This is a genomic window from Microbacterium ureisolvens, assembly GCF_019511645.1.
Taxonomy (GTDB): Bacteria; Actinomycetota; Actinomycetes; order Actinomycetales; family Microbacteriaceae; genus Microbacterium; species Microbacterium ureisolvens_A.
This window is the reverse complement of sequence record NZ_JAEUAX010000002.1, coordinates 369,457-385,453: the sequence shown is the minus strand read 5'-3', so window position 1 is coordinate 385,453 and position 15,997 is coordinate 369,457. Positions and strand designations below refer to the sequence as shown.

At 69.4% G+C, this 15,997-nt stretch carries 15 protein-coding genes; 11 read left to right on the top strand and 4 right to left on the bottom strand.

The window, feature by feature from the left end; translation table 11 throughout:
• The first annotated feature begins 4 nt into the window (after nt 1-4).
• From JNB61_RS05870 to JNB61_RS05830, 9 genes are all read left to right on the top strand, one after another.
• Nucleotides 5-409: a C-glycoside deglycosidase beta subunit domain-containing protein gene (locus JNB61_RS05870; RefSeq protein WP_220339022.1), complete on the top strand. Its 405-nt coding sequence runs from the start codon at nt 5-7 to the stop codon at nt 407-409.
• Nucleotides 406-1,518 (top strand): sugar phosphate isomerase/epimerase family protein, encoded by a 1,113-nt coding sequence (locus JNB61_RS05865; protein ID WP_220339021.1) that lies wholly within the window; start codon nt 406-408, stop codon nt 1,516-1,518. Before JNB61_RS05870 ends, JNB61_RS05865 begins: the two co-directional genes overlap by 4 nt.
• Nucleotides 1,515-2,561: a sugar phosphate isomerase/epimerase family protein gene (locus JNB61_RS05860; RefSeq protein WP_220288814.1), complete on the top strand. Its 1,047-nt coding sequence runs from the start codon at nt 1,515-1,517 to the stop codon at nt 2,559-2,561. The genes JNB61_RS05865 and JNB61_RS05860 overlap by 4 nt, the downstream gene beginning before the upstream one ends.
• Nucleotides 2,554-3,354: a nuclear transport factor 2 family protein gene (locus JNB61_RS05855; RefSeq protein ID WP_220339020.1), complete on the top strand. Its 801-nt coding sequence runs from the start codon at nt 2,554-2,556 to the stop codon at nt 3,352-3,354. Before JNB61_RS05860 ends, JNB61_RS05855 begins: the two co-directional genes overlap by 8 nt.
• A gap of 9 nt (nt 3,355-3,363) precedes the next feature.
• A complete protein-coding gene (locus tag JNB61_RS05850) occupies nt 3,364-3,780 on the top strand; it encodes a C-glycoside deglycosidase beta subunit domain-containing protein (protein WP_220288816.1) in 417 nt (138 codons plus the stop codon).
• The gene (locus JNB61_RS05845) at nt 3,777-4,967 is read left to right on the top strand and encodes a Gfo/Idh/MocA family protein (RefSeq protein ID WP_220339019.1); all 1,191 of its coding nucleotides are present in this window, start codon (nt 3,777-3,779) and stop codon (nt 4,965-4,967) included. The genes JNB61_RS05850 and JNB61_RS05845 overlap by 4 nt, the downstream gene beginning before the upstream one ends.
• 61 nt (nt 4,968-5,028) lie before the next feature.
• Nucleotides 5,029-6,036, top strand: a complete 1,008-nt coding sequence (locus tag JNB61_RS05840; RefSeq protein WP_220339018.1) for a sugar phosphate isomerase/epimerase family protein — start codon at nt 5,029-5,031, stop codon at nt 6,034-6,036.
• Nucleotides 6,037-6,111: 75 nt separating this feature from the next.
• Complete coding sequence (locus JNB61_RS05835; RefSeq protein ID WP_220339017.1) at nt 6,112-6,984, top strand: ThuA domain-containing protein; 873 nt, start codon at nt 6,112-6,114, stop codon at nt 6,982-6,984.
• Nucleotides 6,985-6,986: 2 nt separating this feature from the next.
• A complete protein-coding gene (locus JNB61_RS05830; RefSeq protein ID WP_308291212.1) occupies nt 6,987-7,979 on the top strand; it encodes a Gfo/Idh/MocA family protein in 993 nt (330 codons plus the stop codon).
• A gap of 63 nt (nt 7,980-8,042) precedes the next feature.
• On the opposite strand, the gene JNB61_RS05825 is transcribed toward JNB61_RS05830, so the two are convergent.
• The 3 genes from JNB61_RS05825 to JNB61_RS05815 form a co-directional block, all read right to left on the bottom strand.
• Entirely contained in the window at nt 8,043-9,182 is a 1,140-nt protein-coding gene (locus tag JNB61_RS05825; RefSeq protein ID WP_220339126.1) for an ROK family transcriptional regulator, read from the bottom strand.
• A 135-nt stretch (nt 9,183-9,317) separates the two neighbouring features.
• The gene (locus tag JNB61_RS05820) at nt 9,318-10,382 is read right to left on the bottom strand and encodes an ABC transporter permease (protein WP_220288820.1); all 1,065 of its coding nucleotides are present in this window, start codon (nt 10,380-10,382) and stop codon (nt 9,318-9,320) included.
• Nucleotides 10,379-11,854, bottom strand: coding sequence for a sugar ABC transporter ATP-binding protein (locus JNB61_RS05815; protein ID WP_220339125.1), 1,476 nt, complete (start codon nt 11,852-11,854; stop codon nt 10,379-10,381). The genes JNB61_RS05820 and JNB61_RS05815 overlap by 4 nt, the downstream gene beginning before the upstream one ends.
• Nucleotides 11,855-12,156: 302 nt before the next feature.
• On the opposite strand from JNB61_RS05815, the gene JNB61_RS05810 reads away from it, so the two are divergent.
• Nucleotides 12,157-13,203, top strand: coding sequence for a substrate-binding domain-containing protein (locus JNB61_RS05810; protein WP_159841185.1), 1,047 nt, complete (start codon nt 12,157-12,159; stop codon nt 13,201-13,203).
• A 118-nt stretch (nt 13,204-13,321) separates the two neighbouring features.
• Nucleotides 13,322-14,467 carry a Gfo/Idh/MocA family protein gene (locus JNB61_RS05805; RefSeq protein WP_220339124.1) on the top strand — a complete coding sequence of 382 codons (1,146 nt, stop codon included), beginning with the start codon at nt 13,322-13,324 and terminating at the stop codon, nt 14,465-14,467.
• Nucleotides 14,468-14,482: 15 nt separating this feature from the next.
• Here the strand turns inward: JNB61_RS05805 and JNB61_RS05800 are convergent, their stop codons facing one another.
• On the bottom strand, nt 14,483-15,922 hold the full coding sequence (locus JNB61_RS05800) for a hypothetical protein (RefSeq protein ID WP_222855147.1): 1,440 nt from the start codon (nt 15,920-15,922) through the stop codon (nt 14,483-14,485).
• Between the last annotated feature and the right edge of the window lie 75 nt (nt 15,923-15,997).

Genomic DNA, 15,997 nt, shown 5'->3' with positions numbered 1-15,997 from the left:
CCCCGTGATCCCCGATCGAATCATCGAGCAGGGCACGCTCACGACCGACGGCGACCGCGCCGCGGTCGAGGTGCGGCTGCCGTGGTATCGCGCACTGCCCGCTTCGTGCATCGCGGGTGCCACGCTCACCGTCGACGGCGTGGAGGCGCCGGCCGAGTCGCTCCGCTGGGAGATGAACGGTCGCATTTTCACCTTCGCCGAGCTCACGCCCAACGCCGAGGAGTGGTGGTTCCCGACGGACTCCGCCGTGCTCTCGGGCGACGTCGCGGTGTCGGGGGACGGCGAGCACACCGTGTCGGTCGAGCTGGTGCTCTACATCCCCTACATCGTCATCGGCGCCGATGAGGTGCTGCACATCGAGGAGAAGGACACCAAGACGATGTCCGCACGAAAGGCGGTGGCGGCATGACCGCCCAGGCGAAGGGCACGCCCATCCAGGGCGTGACGCTCTACAGCTTCACGCGCGCCTTCCACGGCCGCGAGTACGACCTCGAGGGTCTCATCCGCAAGGCGGCGGCCGAGGGCTTCGGCCCGGGCCTGGAGATCATCGGATTCTCGAGCTTCCGCGGCTTCCCCGAGATCGACGACCACTACGCCGGCTGGTTCAAGGACCTGATCGCAGAGACCGGGCTCGTCACCACCTCGCTCGCCGTCAACGCCGACATCGGCATCCACCGCGACCGCCTCCTCACTCAGGACGAGCTGTTGGAGTACATGCGCCGCCAGATCGCCGCCGCGGCAAAGCTCGGGTTCCCCATCGCACGTGTGCAGATCTCGATCACCCCCGACTCGATGGAGGCGCTCGCTCCCATCGCCGAGGAGTACGGCGTCACGCTCGCGCTCGAGGTGCACGCCGACCAGTACGCGTCGCACCCGCGCATCCTGGCGCTGCGCGACCGCTACGACAAGGTCGGGTCACCGTTCCTCGGCTTCACCATGGACTGGGGTGCCACCGTCTCCGGCTTCGCCCCCTCGCTCATCGAGGCGTACCGCCGGCGCGGCGCGTCGGAGGAGCTGCTGGCCGCGGTCACCGGACTCTGGGACGAGTTCTACCGGCAGGGTCCCCCGGCCGACCAGGCGGATCACGGACAGCGCTTCGGCCGGTTCATCGGTCTGGCGGCGCAGCACGGGCGGCCCGACCTGGGCATCGACTTCGGGATCAACGGCACGGGCCTCTTCGGCCCGGCCCGCGTCGACGACTGGCTCGAGATCTTCCCGTGGATCAAGCACGTCCACGGCAAGTTCTTCGGCATCGACGACCAGCACGAGGAGCCGTCCGTGCCGGTGCGCGACCTCATCCGCCTGCTCGTGGAGAACGGCTACAACGGTGCGATCTCCAGCGAGTACGAGGGCTGGCACTGGAACTACTGGCAGTCGCCGTTCGACATCATCCGTGACGAGCAGGCCGTGCAGCGCTCCGCCGCCGCCGACGCCGGCTCGCGCATGACCACCGACCTCGCCGAGGCGCGCGCCCAGCTCGCCGCCTGGCTCCCGACCACGCAAGGAGCATCCGCATGACCGACGGCATCGCCGGCACCGGCATCAAGCTCGGCACGACGCTGTACTCGCTGACGAGTGAGTTCGCCGCGGGCCTCTACACACCCGAGACTCTCATCGCGGCCGTCGCCGAGGAGGGCATCGGCCCGGGCGTCGAGTTCAACATCGCGCAGCTGCTGCGCACGTACCCCGACGTCGACCAGGAGTTCGTGAAGCTCTGGTTCGACTCGCTCGAGAAGTACGGCCTGGAGGCGAGCGCCGTCGGCACGAACCTCGACATGGGCCGCCGCAAGGACCGCGACATGACGCCCGACGAGGAGCACGACTTCCTCGCCCGCCAGCTGAAGACCGCGCACACGCTCGGCTTCAAGAAGGTCGTCATCCGCTCGCACGGCAAGGAGCTGCTGCGCAGCCTCCTGCCGCTCGCGGAGAAGTACGACCAGTACCTCGGCTACGAGATCCACGCGCCGTCCGGGCCGAACAATCCCGCCGTCGTGCAGATGCGCGAGATGTACGACGAGCTGCAGTCGGAGCGCCTCGGCTTCACCGCCGACTTCTCATCGACCATGCACTCGCTGTCTCCGCTGCTGCTGGACCAGCTGGAACTGATGGGCATGGATCCGAAGCACTTCGCGGTGATGGACGAGATCTGGCACGAGCCGATGCCGATGAACGAGCGCAACCAGAAGTTCGAGGACTACCTGATCGGCGAAGGTGTCGACCCGGTCGGCTTCGGGCCGCACACGCGCCTCGCGTTCAACATGCACGGGCTCGTGCCGCCGGAGGAGTGGCTCGACATCATGCCGCAGATCTTCCACGTGCACGCGAAGTTCTACGACATCGACGAGAACGGCGACGAGCCGGCGATGGACATCCCGCGCATCGTGAAGCAGTTCGTCGTGGGCGGCTACCAGGGGTATCTGTCCAGCGAGTGGGAGGGGCACGCCTTCGTCGACCTCGGCGTGGTCGACCCGATCGACGTCGTGAAGAAGCAGCACGCGCTCATGCGCAAGGCCATCGAAGACACCGTCGCCGAGCAGTCCAAGGAGACCGCGAATGTCTGATGTTTCGACAAGCTCGACGACCGTGGACGAGGTCTCGGTCGCCGAGCTCGCCGCCGAGGTCGCCGACCTCCGCGAGCAGCTGGCTGCCGCCCAGCGGCTGGCTCAGCGCGCGGAGGACCGCGGTCAGGTCGAGAACCTGTTCAACCGCTACATGTACCTGCACAACGCCTTCGAGGACGAGCAGATCATCCCGTTGTGGGTGAAGGAGGGCACGGAGGGCATCCGCGCGCGCTACACCAACGCCGGTCAGTACACGACGTGGGAGAGCGTGACGCGATACCACCGCGACCGCCCGCACCCCGAGGGCAAGCTCATCCTGCACGCCACGACGACGCCGGTCATCGAGGTCGCCGCCGACGGCAGGACTGCGAAGGGCGTCTGGCTCATGGCGGGCACCGAATCGGGCCTCACCGACCCGAAGGTGGCCGAGGCGTTCCCCGACATGTACTCGCCCGACGAGGTGCTCGGCAAGAAGGTCTGGGCCCACTGGGTGTGGTGCAAGTACGCGATCGACTTCCTCAAGCAGGACGGCGAGTGGAAGTTCTGGAAGTTCCGCTGCTACGAGCTGGCCCGCGCCCCGTTCGAGGAGAACTGGGTGAGTTTCGGCCTGAAGAACCAGGGCGCGTTCGATCTCGACCTCATGTACTTCGGCGACGACGGCAAGCCCGTCTTCATGCCGCCGGCCGACGAGCCGGTCCCCTCGACCAACCACCCGTACAGCCCGCAGACGGTGCAGAAGCTCGAGCCCGCCCCGCCGGTGCCGCACGAGACCTTCACCGACACCTACGCCTGAGGATCAGCCATGGCAACCCACAACTCCCTCTTCTCCGAGAAGGACGTCCGTCGCACCGACAGCGGCATCGCCGTCTCGGTTCAGCTGCCCTGGTACCGGAGCCTCTGGCTCTCGGCGGTCGACGATGTCGCGGCATCCGTCAACGGCGTCGAGATCCCCAAGGACTCCCTGCGCTTCGAGCTCCAGGGCAAGAGCTACCGCGTCGAGGAGCTGCCCGAGCAGTCCGAGACGCTGTGGTTCGTCGCCGACAAGCCCGAGGTCGTGATCGATCTGGGTCGCGCGCCGGAGCCTGGTGAGAAGCTCACAGTCGAGGTCGTGCTCACCATGCGTCTGCTCTACATGCAGATCATGCCGGGCGTGGACGGCGGTCCCGGCCGGTACGTCACCAACCGCGTCCCCGTCGAGCGCGAGGTCGTGCTCGCATGACGCTGCGCGTGGCCATGATTGGCTACGGCTTCATGGGCGCCGCGCACTCGGTGGGCTGGCGGCAGGCGCCGCGCGTCTTCTCACTGCCGGACGAGGTCGAGATGGCCGTGGTCGTCGGGCGCAACGCCGAGGCGGTGGCGGATGCCGCGGCCCAGTGGGGCTGGCAGGAGTCGGCGACGGACTGGCGCGAGGTCATCGCGCGAGACGACATCGACATCGTCGACGTCGTCACCCCGGGCGACTCGCACGCCGAGATCGCCATCGCCGCGCTCGAGGCGGGCAAGCACGTGCTGTGCGAGAAGCCGCTCGCCAACACCGTGGGCGAGGCCGAGGCGATGGCCGATGCCGCGGCCCGCGCCGCGGCGCGCGGTATCCGCTCCATGGTGGGCTTCACCTACCGCCGCGTGCCGGCGGTCACCTTTGTGCGCGATCTCATCGCCCAGGGTGCGGTGGGGAAGATCGCCCAGGTGCGTGCGGCCTACCGTCAGGACTGGCTCGTCGACCCCGAGATGCCGCTCGCGTGGCGCCTCCAGAAGGAGCACGCCGGCTCGGGGGCCCTCGGCGACATCGGCGCGCACATCATCGACATGACGCAGTTCGTGACGGGGCTGGACGTGACTGCCGTCTCCGGCGTGATCGACACGATCGTGAAGGAGCGGCCGCTCCAGGGGTCGGGCTCGGGCCTTTCGGGCACGGCGGCGGAGGGTTACGGCGAGGTCACCGTCGACGACATCGCGATCTTCACCGGCCGCCTGTCCAGCGGAGCCCTCGTGTCGTTCGAGGCGACGCGCTTCGCCACCGGGCGCAAGAACGACCTGTCCATCGAGGTGTCGGGCGACAAGGGCGCCCTGCGCTTCGACCTCGAAGATCTCAACACGCTGTGGTTCTACGACCGCACGGCGCCGGAGGTCACGCAGGGCTTCACCCGCATCCTCGTCACCGAGGCGCAGCATCCGTATGTCTCGGCGTGGTGGCCCGCCGGCCACATGCTCGGCTACGAGCACGGCTTCAGCCACCAGGTCGTCGACCTCGTGACCGCGATCGCCGAGGGCACCGACCCGCACCCGTCCTTCGCCGAGGGGCTGTCGGTGCAGCGCGTGCTCGCGGCCGTCGAGGAGAGCTCGGCGACCGGGTCCGGCTGGGTGAGCGTCGAGGCGCCGGTGGCGGCCGAGACGATCTCGCACTGACCCGTTGCTCCGCGCGAATCGCCGGATAGGTTTATAGAAACAACAAAGCAAAGGAGCTTCGATGCCTCGTCCGATCACCCTGTTCACCGGCCAGTGGGCCGATCTGCCGTTCGAGGAGGTCGCGCGGCTCGCCGGCGAGTGGGGCTTCGACGGCCTCGAGATCGCCTGCTGGGGAGACCACATCGACGTATCCCGGTGGGACGACGACGAGTACGTGCAGTCCCGCAAGGACATCCTCGAGCGCAACGGCCTGAAGGTGTGGGCCATCTCGAACCACCTCACCGGCCAGGCGGTGTGCGACGACCCCATCGACGTGCGGCACAAGGACATCCTTCCGGCACGGGTGTGGGGAGACGGCGAGCCGGAAGGGGTGCGCCAGCGTGCCGCGGAGGACATGAAGAACACGGCCCGGTTCGCCGCGAAGCTCGGCGTGAAGACGGTGAACGGGTTCACGGGCTCGTCGATCTGGAAGGCGGTCGCGATGTTCCCGCCGGCCTCCGACGAGTGGATCGCCGCCGGCTACCAGGACTTCGCCGACCGGTGGAACCCGATCCTCGACGTGTTCGAGGAGGTCGGCGTGCGGTTCGGCCTCGAGGTGCACCCGTCGGAGATCGCGTACGACTACTGGACCGCCAAGGCGACGCTCGACGCCATCGGCCACCGCAAGAGCTTCGGCCTCAACTTCGACCCGTCGCACTTCATGTGGCAGCAGCTGGACCCGGTGGCCTTCGTCCTCGATTTCGCAGATGACATCTTCCACGTCCACGTGAAGGAGTCGATCACCAACCTCGACGGCCGCAACGGCGTGCTGGGATCCCACCTGCCGTGGGCGAACCCGCGCCGTGGCTGGACGTTCGTGTCGACGGGGCACGGCGCCGTGCCGTGGGAGCCGCTGTTCCGCGCGCTCAATGCGATCGGCTACGACGGGCCCACCTCGATCGAGTGGGAGGACGCCGGCATGGATCGCCTGGCCGGCGCACCCGAGGCCATCGAGTTCGTCCGCAAGCTCAACGCCATCACGCCCCCCGCCGCCGCGTTCGACGCCGCCTTCTCGAGCAAGACCGACTGAATCGTCCCGCCCTTCACCGGCTGCCCTGGCCGGTGTCCGGCGTGCCCGGAACCACCGATACAAGGAGCGACACCGATGACCGACGTCCTGAACGTGCTCATCCTCTCGGGTCACATGACCCGCGAGCACGACAACGAGCACCGCAGCTTCCGTCTGCACAACCAGTGGATCACCACGCTGCTCGAAGACACCGGGCGCTTCAAGGTGCGGGTCGTCGAGGACCCGCGCGGGCTCGGCGCCGACATCATCGACAAGTACGACGTGCTCATCGTCGTGTTCGAGGGTCGCGACGGCTTCTTCGAGAAGGCCGTCGGATTCGGACCCGAGACGGATGCCGCGATCCTGAAGTTCGTCCACGACGACGGCAAGGGCATCGTGTGGTTCCACGGCTCCGCCGCACAGGAGGACCGCTGGGGCTATCCCGAGGAGTACAACGTCATGCGCGGCGCGAAGCTCAGCGCGTACGAGACCGGCCTCCGCCCTCGGCCGTGGGGCGAGGCGCAGCTCGACACGGTCGAGCCGCGGCATCCCATCACCGAGGGGATCAGCGCCCGCTGGACCGTCACCGGCGATGACATCCTGACCGGCGTGGACCTCTACGAGGGCGCGCAGGTGCTTCTCACGACCTTCGACGACCTCGAGGCCTACGAGAAGGCGCCGGTCTGGCCGATGTCGCACTACCCGGTCGACATCCCCGAGGGGGGCATCGCCGCGCTCAACGGCATGAACACCGACCAGCCCATCGCGTGGATCAACGAGTACGGGAAGGGCCGGTCGTTCACCATCACGATCGGCCACGACATCGACACCTTCCGCCGCATCGAGTTCATCCGCATGTTCCCCCGCGGCGTCGAGTGGGCAGCGACCGGCGACGTCACACTCCACGGGCCCGACCGCCGGGGCGAGCGCCGGTTCCTGCCCTGGCCCTACTACAACCACGAGGGCTGAGCGTGGCATCGGAGCTGAGGGTCGGCATCCTGGGTGCCGGCGGCATCGCCGAGCGCGCGATGGTGGAGCCTTCTCACTACGTGGACGGCATCCGTGTCGACGCCATCGGCGCGCGCGACCCCGAGCGTGCTCGGGTCTTCGCCGAGCGCGTGAACCTGCCGAAGCACGGCGACTACGAGACGATCCTGTCGGATCCCGAGATCGACCTCGTCTACCTTGCTCTCCCGCCCATCACGCACGCCGAGTGGGCGATCCGTGCGCTGCAGGCGGGAAAGCACGTCCTCTGCGAGAAGCCGCTGTCGGTGAACGGCACGACGGCGTCGGCCATCGCCGACGCCGCCACGGAGACGGGCCGGCGGGCGTTCGTCGGCTTCCACTACCGGCTGCACGGGTTCACGCAGCGTCTTCTCGAGGTGATCGCGTCGGGCGTGCTCGGCGACATCGAGCGCGTGGACGTCGACTTCAGCATCCCGCACTTCGTCGTGAAGCCGGGCAACATCCGCCTCGACGGCGACCTCGGCGGCGGGGCCGTGATGGACGTCGGATGCTACGCGGTCGACCTCATCCGGGCCGCGTGGGGCGAGCCCGCCGTCGAGTCGGCCACGGCGGTGCTCTCCGGCGACGACCCCCGGATCGACCTGCAGACGGATGCCGTCCTGCGGCTGCCGTCAGGTGCCCGTGCGTGCGTGCGCTCGTCCTTCCTCGGCGACGACCAGGGCGCCATGTCGTTGCGGGTTTCGGGCTCAGCGGCAGAACTGCTCGCGACGAGCGTGATCGTCCCGCAGTGGGGCGCGACGCTGCGCGTCACCGCGGGCGAGAATGTCCTCCTGGAGGACAAGGCCGCGGAGGGCGAGAACAGCTACGCACGCCAACTGGAGCACCTGGTCGCCGTGCTGGCCGACGGCTCGCCGAGCCTGCTGGACGCCCGTCGCGGCGTCGGCACCATGCGCGTGGTCGACGACGTCTATCGCGCCGCCGGCCTTCAGCCTCGCTGAACCGCGGGCTCCAGGATCGGCGCCAGAGTGAACCGGCGAGTCAGACGGCTGGTCAGCCGGGCGTCAGCCGGCGAGTGAGTGGAACGCCTCCGGCGAGAGCGCGTGCTCGATCGCCAGCATTCCGGCACCGATGATGCCCGCGTTCTCGGCTGCCGATGACGGCACGATGGCGAGGTGCTCGGTCGCGAGCGGCATGGAGCGCGTGTACACGACCTCCCGCACCCCCGCGATGAGGTGCTCCCCGACGCGCGACATCGAGCCGCCCATGGCGATCACCGAGGGGTTCATCAGGCTCACGCAGGCGGTCAGCACTTCGCCGATGTCCCGGCCGGCCTGGCGGACCGCCTGGATCGCATCGAGATTGCCCTGCTTGACCAGCGCCACCACGTCGTCGCCGTTCTCGGCGGGAACCCCTTGGGCCCGGAGCGCTCGGGCGATGGCGGGTCCGGAGGCGATGGCTTCGAGGCATCCCTGATTGCCGCAATGGCACACCACAGACGAGCCCCGTGCGACGCGCACGTGGCCGATGTCGCCGGCGACGCCCTGTGCGCCCCGCTGCAGCTCGCCGCCGGAGATCACGCCTGCGCCGATGCCGGTGGCGACCTTCACGAACATGAGGTGCGCCGTGGTCGGCCACGCCGTCGCCCGCTCGCCGAGCGCCATGATGTTGACGTCGTTGTCGACGAGCACGGGCACCTGAAGGTGCTGCTGAACCCAGCCGGGCACGTCGAACCGGTTCCATCCCGGCATGATCGGGGGGTTGACCGGCTGCCCCGTCGAGTGCTCGACCGGACCCGGCACGCCGATGCCGATCGCGACGAGGGAGCGCACGTCGCGCCCGGCGTCTTCGAGAAGCCCGACCGCGGCGTCCACCATCCAGGTCAGCACGCGCTCGGGGCCCTCCGCGACGGCGAGGGACTCCGTGCGGGCGGCCAGGATCGCGCCGGTGAGGTCCACCACGGCGACCGTGGTGTGCGACGCGCCGATGTCTGCCGCGAGCACCACCCGGGCGCTGGGGTTGAGGGCGAACTGGGAGGGCGGTCGCCCGCCGGTGGACGCGGCATCGGCCACCGGCATGACGAGCCCCATACGCATGAGCTCCTCGACACGGGCCGCGATCGTCGACCGGGCGAGGCCCGTGGACTTCGCGAGCTGCGCGCGGGTGCGGGGCACGCCGTCCCGCAGCAGCTGGAACAGCTCCATCGCGCCGGTGCCGGCGACCGTCGATTCAGAGGAGAGAGTGACCACGACTCAGTCAATCAGGCTGCGGACCACGCTGCGATCGAGTGGCCTCGGATGGGGGATGACGGATGCCGCGCTCGCGCGTGGCCGGAGCGTTCACGTGGCGCGACCCGTGGGCTTGGCGAAGCGCTGCTGCAGGAGCACCGCGACCACGATGATGACGCCCTTGACGACCGCCTGCACCGACGAGCTGAGGTTGTTCTGCACGAAGACGTTCGTCAGCGTCGCGAAGATGAGCACGCCGAAGACGGTGCCGGTGATCGTGCCGCGGCCGCCGACGAGGAGCGTGCCGCCGACGACCACGGCGGCGATCGCGTCGAGTTCGTAGAGCGTTCCGTGGGTGGAGGTGCCGGCGGTCGTGCGGCCGAGGATCATGACGGCGCCGATGCCCGCGCACAGTCCCGAGATGGCGTAGAGCCACATCGTGTGCCGCTTGACGTTGATGCCCGCCAGCCGCGCGGCCTCCCGGTTGCCGCCGATGGCGACGGTCCGGCGGCCGAAGGTCGTGCGGTTGAGGACGACCCACCCCAGGGCGGCCACGATCGCGAAGATCCAGATGAGGATGTCGACGCCGATGATGTCGGCGTTCATCGCCTGGATGAACCCGCGGTCGCCGATCTGGAGCGTGCGGCGGTTGGCGAGGATCTCGGCGAGGCCCCGGGCCGCGACCAGCATCGCCAGAGTCGCCATGAAGGCGACGACCTTGCCGTACGCGATCACGACGCCGTTGATGAGCCCGGCGCAGAGCCCCACGAGGAGCGCGATGACGACCATGACGATCCAGTGCGACTGGTCGGCGAGGTCCTGCACCGCGGCGAGGGTCGCGGCCACCGATGCAAGGCCCATGACCGACCCGACCGAGAGGTCGATGCCGCCCGCGATGATCACGAGCGTCATGCCGATGCTGATCACGCCGATGATCGAGGCCTGACGGAGGATCGTGAGGATGTTGCTGACGCTCGTGAAGGTGTCGGGGGCGGTGACGGCTCCCACGATCACGAGGACCAGCAGGGCGACGACGAGGCCGAGATTGCGTCCCACCGAGCCCGACATGACGCGCTGGAATCCGGACTTGCGGGAGTCGTCCGGTCGGCCGGCAGGCGGCGGCGCCTCGCCGGCGGTGGGGACGCCTGCGGTCCCCTGCGTAGTCTGCTCGCTCACGCGGCGGTTCCTTTCATGACGAGATCGAGCACGCCGTGCTCGTCGATCTGGGAGGCGGGAAGGGTCTGGAGCACGCGTCCGTCGGCGACGACCAGCACCGTGTCGGCGAGGCCGAGCACTTCCTCGATCTCGCTCGACACGATGACGACGGCGTTGCCGGCGGCCGCCAGGCGGCGGATCAGCGCGTAGATCTCTGCGCGCGCGCCGACGTCGACGCCGCGCGTCGGCTCATCGAGCAGGAGCACACGGGTCCCGTGCACGAGCCAGCGTGCGAGCAGGATCTTCTGCTGGTTGCCGCCCGAGAGCGTCATCGCGGCGCGGTCCGGATCGGCGGGGCGGAGCTCGAGCGCATCGATCTGCTCGCGGGTGATCTTGCGCTCCGCCCGCTCGTCCAGGAATCCGGCCTTGGCGAAGCGCGACATGGAGGAGAGGGTGACGTTGACGTAGATGGGCTCGTCGAGGACGAGTCCCTGGCTCTTGCGCTCCTCGGGCGACAGGCCGATGCCCGCGTGCACCGCCTCGACGACGGAGCCTCGCCGCAGCGTCTTCCCGCCTACCCTGACGGACCCCGCCGTCGCCTTGCGGGCACCGTACACCGTCTCGAGGATCTCGGAGCGACCAGAGCCGACGAGCCCCGCAAGCCCGACGATCTCGCCGGCGCGCACCGAGAACGAGACGTCGCTGAAGAGACCGGTGACCCCCAGTCCCTCGACCTCGAGCACCTTCGGCGCGTCGACGGCGATGGGGGAGGCAGGCGGAAAGACGTTCGCGACCTCGCGCCCCGTCATGAGCCGGATGAGCTCGGCCGTGGGCGTGTCGGCGACCCGCAGCCCGCTCGCCATCGACCGGCCGTCCTTCAGGACGGTGATCCGGTCGCCGATCTGACGGATCTCCTCGAGGCGGTGCGTGATGTAGACCACCGCGATGCCGGCGGCGGTGAGCTCCTTGATGACGTGGAAGAGGTTCTTGACCTCCTCCGTGTCGAGCACGGCCGACGGCTCATCCATGATGATGAGCTTGATGTCGTGCGACAGCGCCCGCGCCATGCTCACGATCTGCTTGTTCGCCGCGCTGAGGGACCCCACTTCGGCATGGGGGGAGAGATTCCCGTGACCCAGCCGGCGCAGCAGGTCGCGGGTCTGCTTCGCCGCCTCCGAGCGCTTCGTGAAGCCGCCGCGGGAGAGCTCATGGCCGAGGAAGATGTTCTCGGCGACGGTCAGGCCGTCGACGACGTCGAGCTCCTGGTACATCGTCGCGATGCCGAGCTCGATCGCGGCCTCGGGCGTGGGGATCTCGACCTGCTGGCCGAGCCACGAGATCACCCCCTCATCCGGGCGGTGCACGCCCGCGAGGGTCTTGATGAGCGTCGACTTTCCCGCGCCGTTCTGGCCGAGGATGCAGTGCACCTCGCCGGGCAGCACCTCCAGGTCGACGCCGCGCAGCGCCCGCACCCCGGCGAAGGACTTCGTCACGCCGTGGACGACGAGTATCGCCGAGTCATGGTCGTCTTTGATCACGCAGCGAACATAACATGCACCCTTCTGCCGCGTCGACGGAGGTCGCCGCATGCCGCTCGCCCCGCAGCCGTGGAGGTTTCGCAGAATCGTCGGGAAGTTTCGGAGAATCGCTTTTGCCGCAACTAATACAAAAGGTGTCGCCCGAACGATTCGCCTGCTACCGTGATGCCCGTCAGCGTGGACGGTCAGCCCGTGCGCCGTTGCTCGGAGCTCGTCCCGTGCGCTGCCGCACTGCATCACATTTCAAGGAGGAAAGAATGCGCTCACACCTGAAGGCGCGTACACGGCTCGTGCTGACCGCAACCGCCGTCGCGGCGGCGGCCGGACTTCTCGCGGGCTGCACCGGCAGCGGCGCCGACGAGGAGAATGTCGTCGACCAGGGCACGACGTCGGAGGAGAACGCCGAGTCCGGCGACACGGTCGTCATCGGCTTCTCGGGCCCGGCAGCCGATCACGGCTGGCTCGGTGCCATCAACTCGGGTGCTCAGGCGGCCGCAGACAGCTTCGACGATGTGGACTTCCGCGTCGCGGAGGGCACGAACGACCCGATCGCACAGATCGCGGCGGTGGAGACCTTCGTGAACGACGGTGTCGACGCGATCGTGCTGCTGCCGTCCGACGGCGCCGCTCTGACCGAAGCGGCCATCGCGGCCATGGAGGCCGGCGTTCCGGTCATCAACGTCGACCGCGAGTTCTCGAGCCCCTTCGCCGCCCGCACCACGATCCTGGGCGACAACTACGGGATGGGGGTGAGCGCCGGAACCTACATCTGCGAGCAGCTGGGCGACAACCCCGACGCCATCGTCGCCGAGATCGCCGGCATCGACTCGCTGCCGCTGACCCAGGACCGCTCGCAGGGCTTCGCCGACGCCCTCGAGGACTGCGGCCTCGAGGTGTCCGCCCGGGTCGCAGCCGACTTCACCGTCGCTGGCGGTGAGGCCGCGGCATCCCAGCTCCTTTCGGCCAACCCGAAGATCGACGCCATCTGGAACCATGACGACGACCAGGGCGTCGGCGTTCTGGCGGCGATCGACTCGGCCGGTCGCGACGAGTTCTTCATGATGGGCGGCGCGGGCAGCCGCAGCGCGATGGAGGCGATCGAGGCCGACGACACGGTGCTCAAGGCGACGGTGATCTACCCGTCGACCCAGGCGGCCGACGGCGTCGCGCTCGCGCGACTGATCGCCCAGAGCAAGACCATGGGCGACCTCATCACGCCGAGCATCCCCAACCGCGTGGTGCTCGACGCCCCGGTCGTGACGAAGGAGAACGTCGACCAGTACATCGACCTGTCGTTCGAATAATCCATCAGCTCACGGGGCGCCCGTCGAACGCGACGGGCGCCCTCTCCCGGTTCCGAGAGGGGACATCGCGTTGACCAATCACCAGCCCACCGGCGGCACTCCGCCGCTGCGCGTCGCCATGATCGGGTACGGCTTCATGGGAGCCGCGCACTCGCAGGGCTGGCGCGTCGCGCCGCGCTTCTTCGACCTGCCTCTGACGCCGTCGATGGACGTCGTCGTGGGACGGGATGCCTCGGGAGTGGCGGCCGCCGCCCGGAAGTGGGGCTGGCGCGAGAGCGCGACCGACTGGCGCGAGATCATCAGCCGCGACGACATCGACCTCGTCGACATCGTCACGCCGGGCGACACGCACGCCGAGATCGCGATCGCGGCCCTCGACGCGGGCAAGCACGTGCTCTGCGAGAAGCCGCTCGCGAACACGGTCGAAGAGGCCGAGGCGATGACGGATGCCGCGTCCCGCGCCGCTGCCCGCGGCGTGCGCTCGATGGTGGGCTTCACCTACCGCCGCGTGCCGGCGGCGACGTTCGCGCGAGACCTCGTCGCGGCGGGCCGCATCGGCGACGTCCGCCAGGTGCGCGCCGAGTATCTGCAGGACTGGCTGATGGATGCCGAGGCGCCGCTGACCTGGCGCATGCAGAAGGACCGCGCGGGCTCAGGAGCCCTCGGCGACATCGGCGCCCATGCGGTCGACCTGACCGAGTACATCACCGGTCAGCGCGTCGAGACGGTCTCGGGCATCCTCGAGACGATCGTGACCGAGCGCCCGCTGCTCGGCGAGGGCGTGGGGCTCTCCGGAACGGCCCGTCAGGAGCGGGGTGCGGTGACGGTGGACGACCTCGCCCTCTTCACCGGCCGGCTCTCGTCCGGCGCGCTCGCATCGTTCGAAGCGACGCGCTTCCGCACCGGGCGCAAGAACGCCCTGCGGATCGAGATCGCCGGCTCGCTCGGCGCGATCTCCTTCGACCTCGAGAGTCTGAACGAGCTGGGCTTCTACGACTCGACACTGCCCGAGACCGAGCAGGGCTTCCGGCGGATCCTCGTGACCGAGCACGACCATCCCTATCTCGCGCCCTGGTGGCCGACGGGGCACATGCTCGGTTACGAGCACGGCTTCAGCCACCAGGTCGCCGACCTCGTCACCGCGATCGCGTCGGGCACGCAGCCGGAGCCCTCGTTCGACGACGGCCTGCATGTCCAGCGCGTCCTCGATGCCGTCGAGCGCAGCTCGAACGACGGCAGCGCCTGGACTCCCACCGGCAGCTGACGCCGCGCGGAGGGGTCAGCGTGCCGCAACGGATGCCGCGGCCAGCGCGCGGCGCGCGAGGTCGAGGTGTGAGCGGGTCGTCGTCGCAGGGTCGGCGTCGAGCCACTCGTGGCCGCCCCACTCGCTGGTGAGGGTGCCCGCGAAGCCGGTGCGCCGCAGCGCCGCACCGATGTCGCCGATGGGGCGTGACACGCGTCCGTCGGTGTCGTCGAGGTCCCAGAACTTGAGGTGCACCCCCGACGTGAGCGGGAGCAGCGGCTCGAGCTCGGCGATGTCCGAGCGCCCGAACCGCACGAGCAGGTTCATGAAGAGCGTGTGCACCGCGGGCGGGACGCGGCCTTCGCGGAGCGTCTCGATCACGGCCCGGTGGGTCTCGGGTGCGCGCCACTCGGTCTCCAGGCGCCGGACCAGCTCCTCGTCGACGCCGCCGCGGCGCAGCTCTTCGAGGTACGAGGGCGGCAGCGCGGGCATGAGCATGCTGATGTCGATCAGAACGCGGATGCGGGGATCATCCAGCTGCACCAGCTGCTCGAGGTTCGCCGCGACAGCGGGCACGTCGAGCGTCTGCTGCCCCTGGATCTCTTCGTAGAGCACCACGCCCAGCTCGTCGAGCACCGGCTGAGCGAGTCGCAGCAGCTCGGGTCCGGGCTGGCCGAACGGCACACGGACGCCTCGCGCTCCCGCGCGCGCGGCCGCGCGCAGCTGCGGCACGAGGAAGGCGAGCCGCTCCTCCTCGGTGCGCCGGCGCGTGGGGGAGGCCCAGTCGTCGAGGCTCGCACCGACGATCGACACCGCTCCTCCCGCCGCCGCCAGGCGCTCACGGAAGGCATCGACCTCTGCGTCCGACGGCTCCGGGAAGGAGCGCCACACCTGGCCGGCCTCGACCTCGATCGTCGACGCCACGCCGTCCGCCGCGATGCCGACCGCGATGTCGGCGGCGGGCCGTTCGGCGCGGATCACCTCGGGCGTCCAGTTGAAGGCGCTCGCCGAGATCGTCCAGTCGCCGGCATCGCCCTGCCGCGCCGCTTCCGGCTCGCGAACCGTCGACTGCCCGGCGGTGCGGTGCGGGCGGGGGGATGCCGTGTCCCCGAGCCCGAGCGCACGCTCGGCGCGGAACGGCAGGGTGAGGGGGCCGGTCGGCCCGGCCTGCAGGTACGGCACCACGAGCTCGAACGACACCGAGACGTCGTGGGCGCCGGGAGGCAGCATCCGTTCTCCGCGCAGTTCGAGGCGGTCCTGGATGAACCACCACCCTTGCTCGGCGGCGAGGGCTCGGGGTTCGACGTCGCGGCCCTCGAGCCGGATCGTGACGGCAGCGGGGGAGCCGTCGACGCGCACCGAGAGATCGGTGACGGCGGCAAGAGGCATCGATCGGATCCACGGAAGACTCACCCGCAGGGCGAACCCGGAGTCGGTCGCGACGAGCGCATCGTCCAGCAGCAGCGGCAACGCCATGGTGTGTTCACTCCCTCGTGTCGGAGCCGACGAAGCGGCTTCAGACGGGAAGCTACACGCTTTTGTCTACTTTCG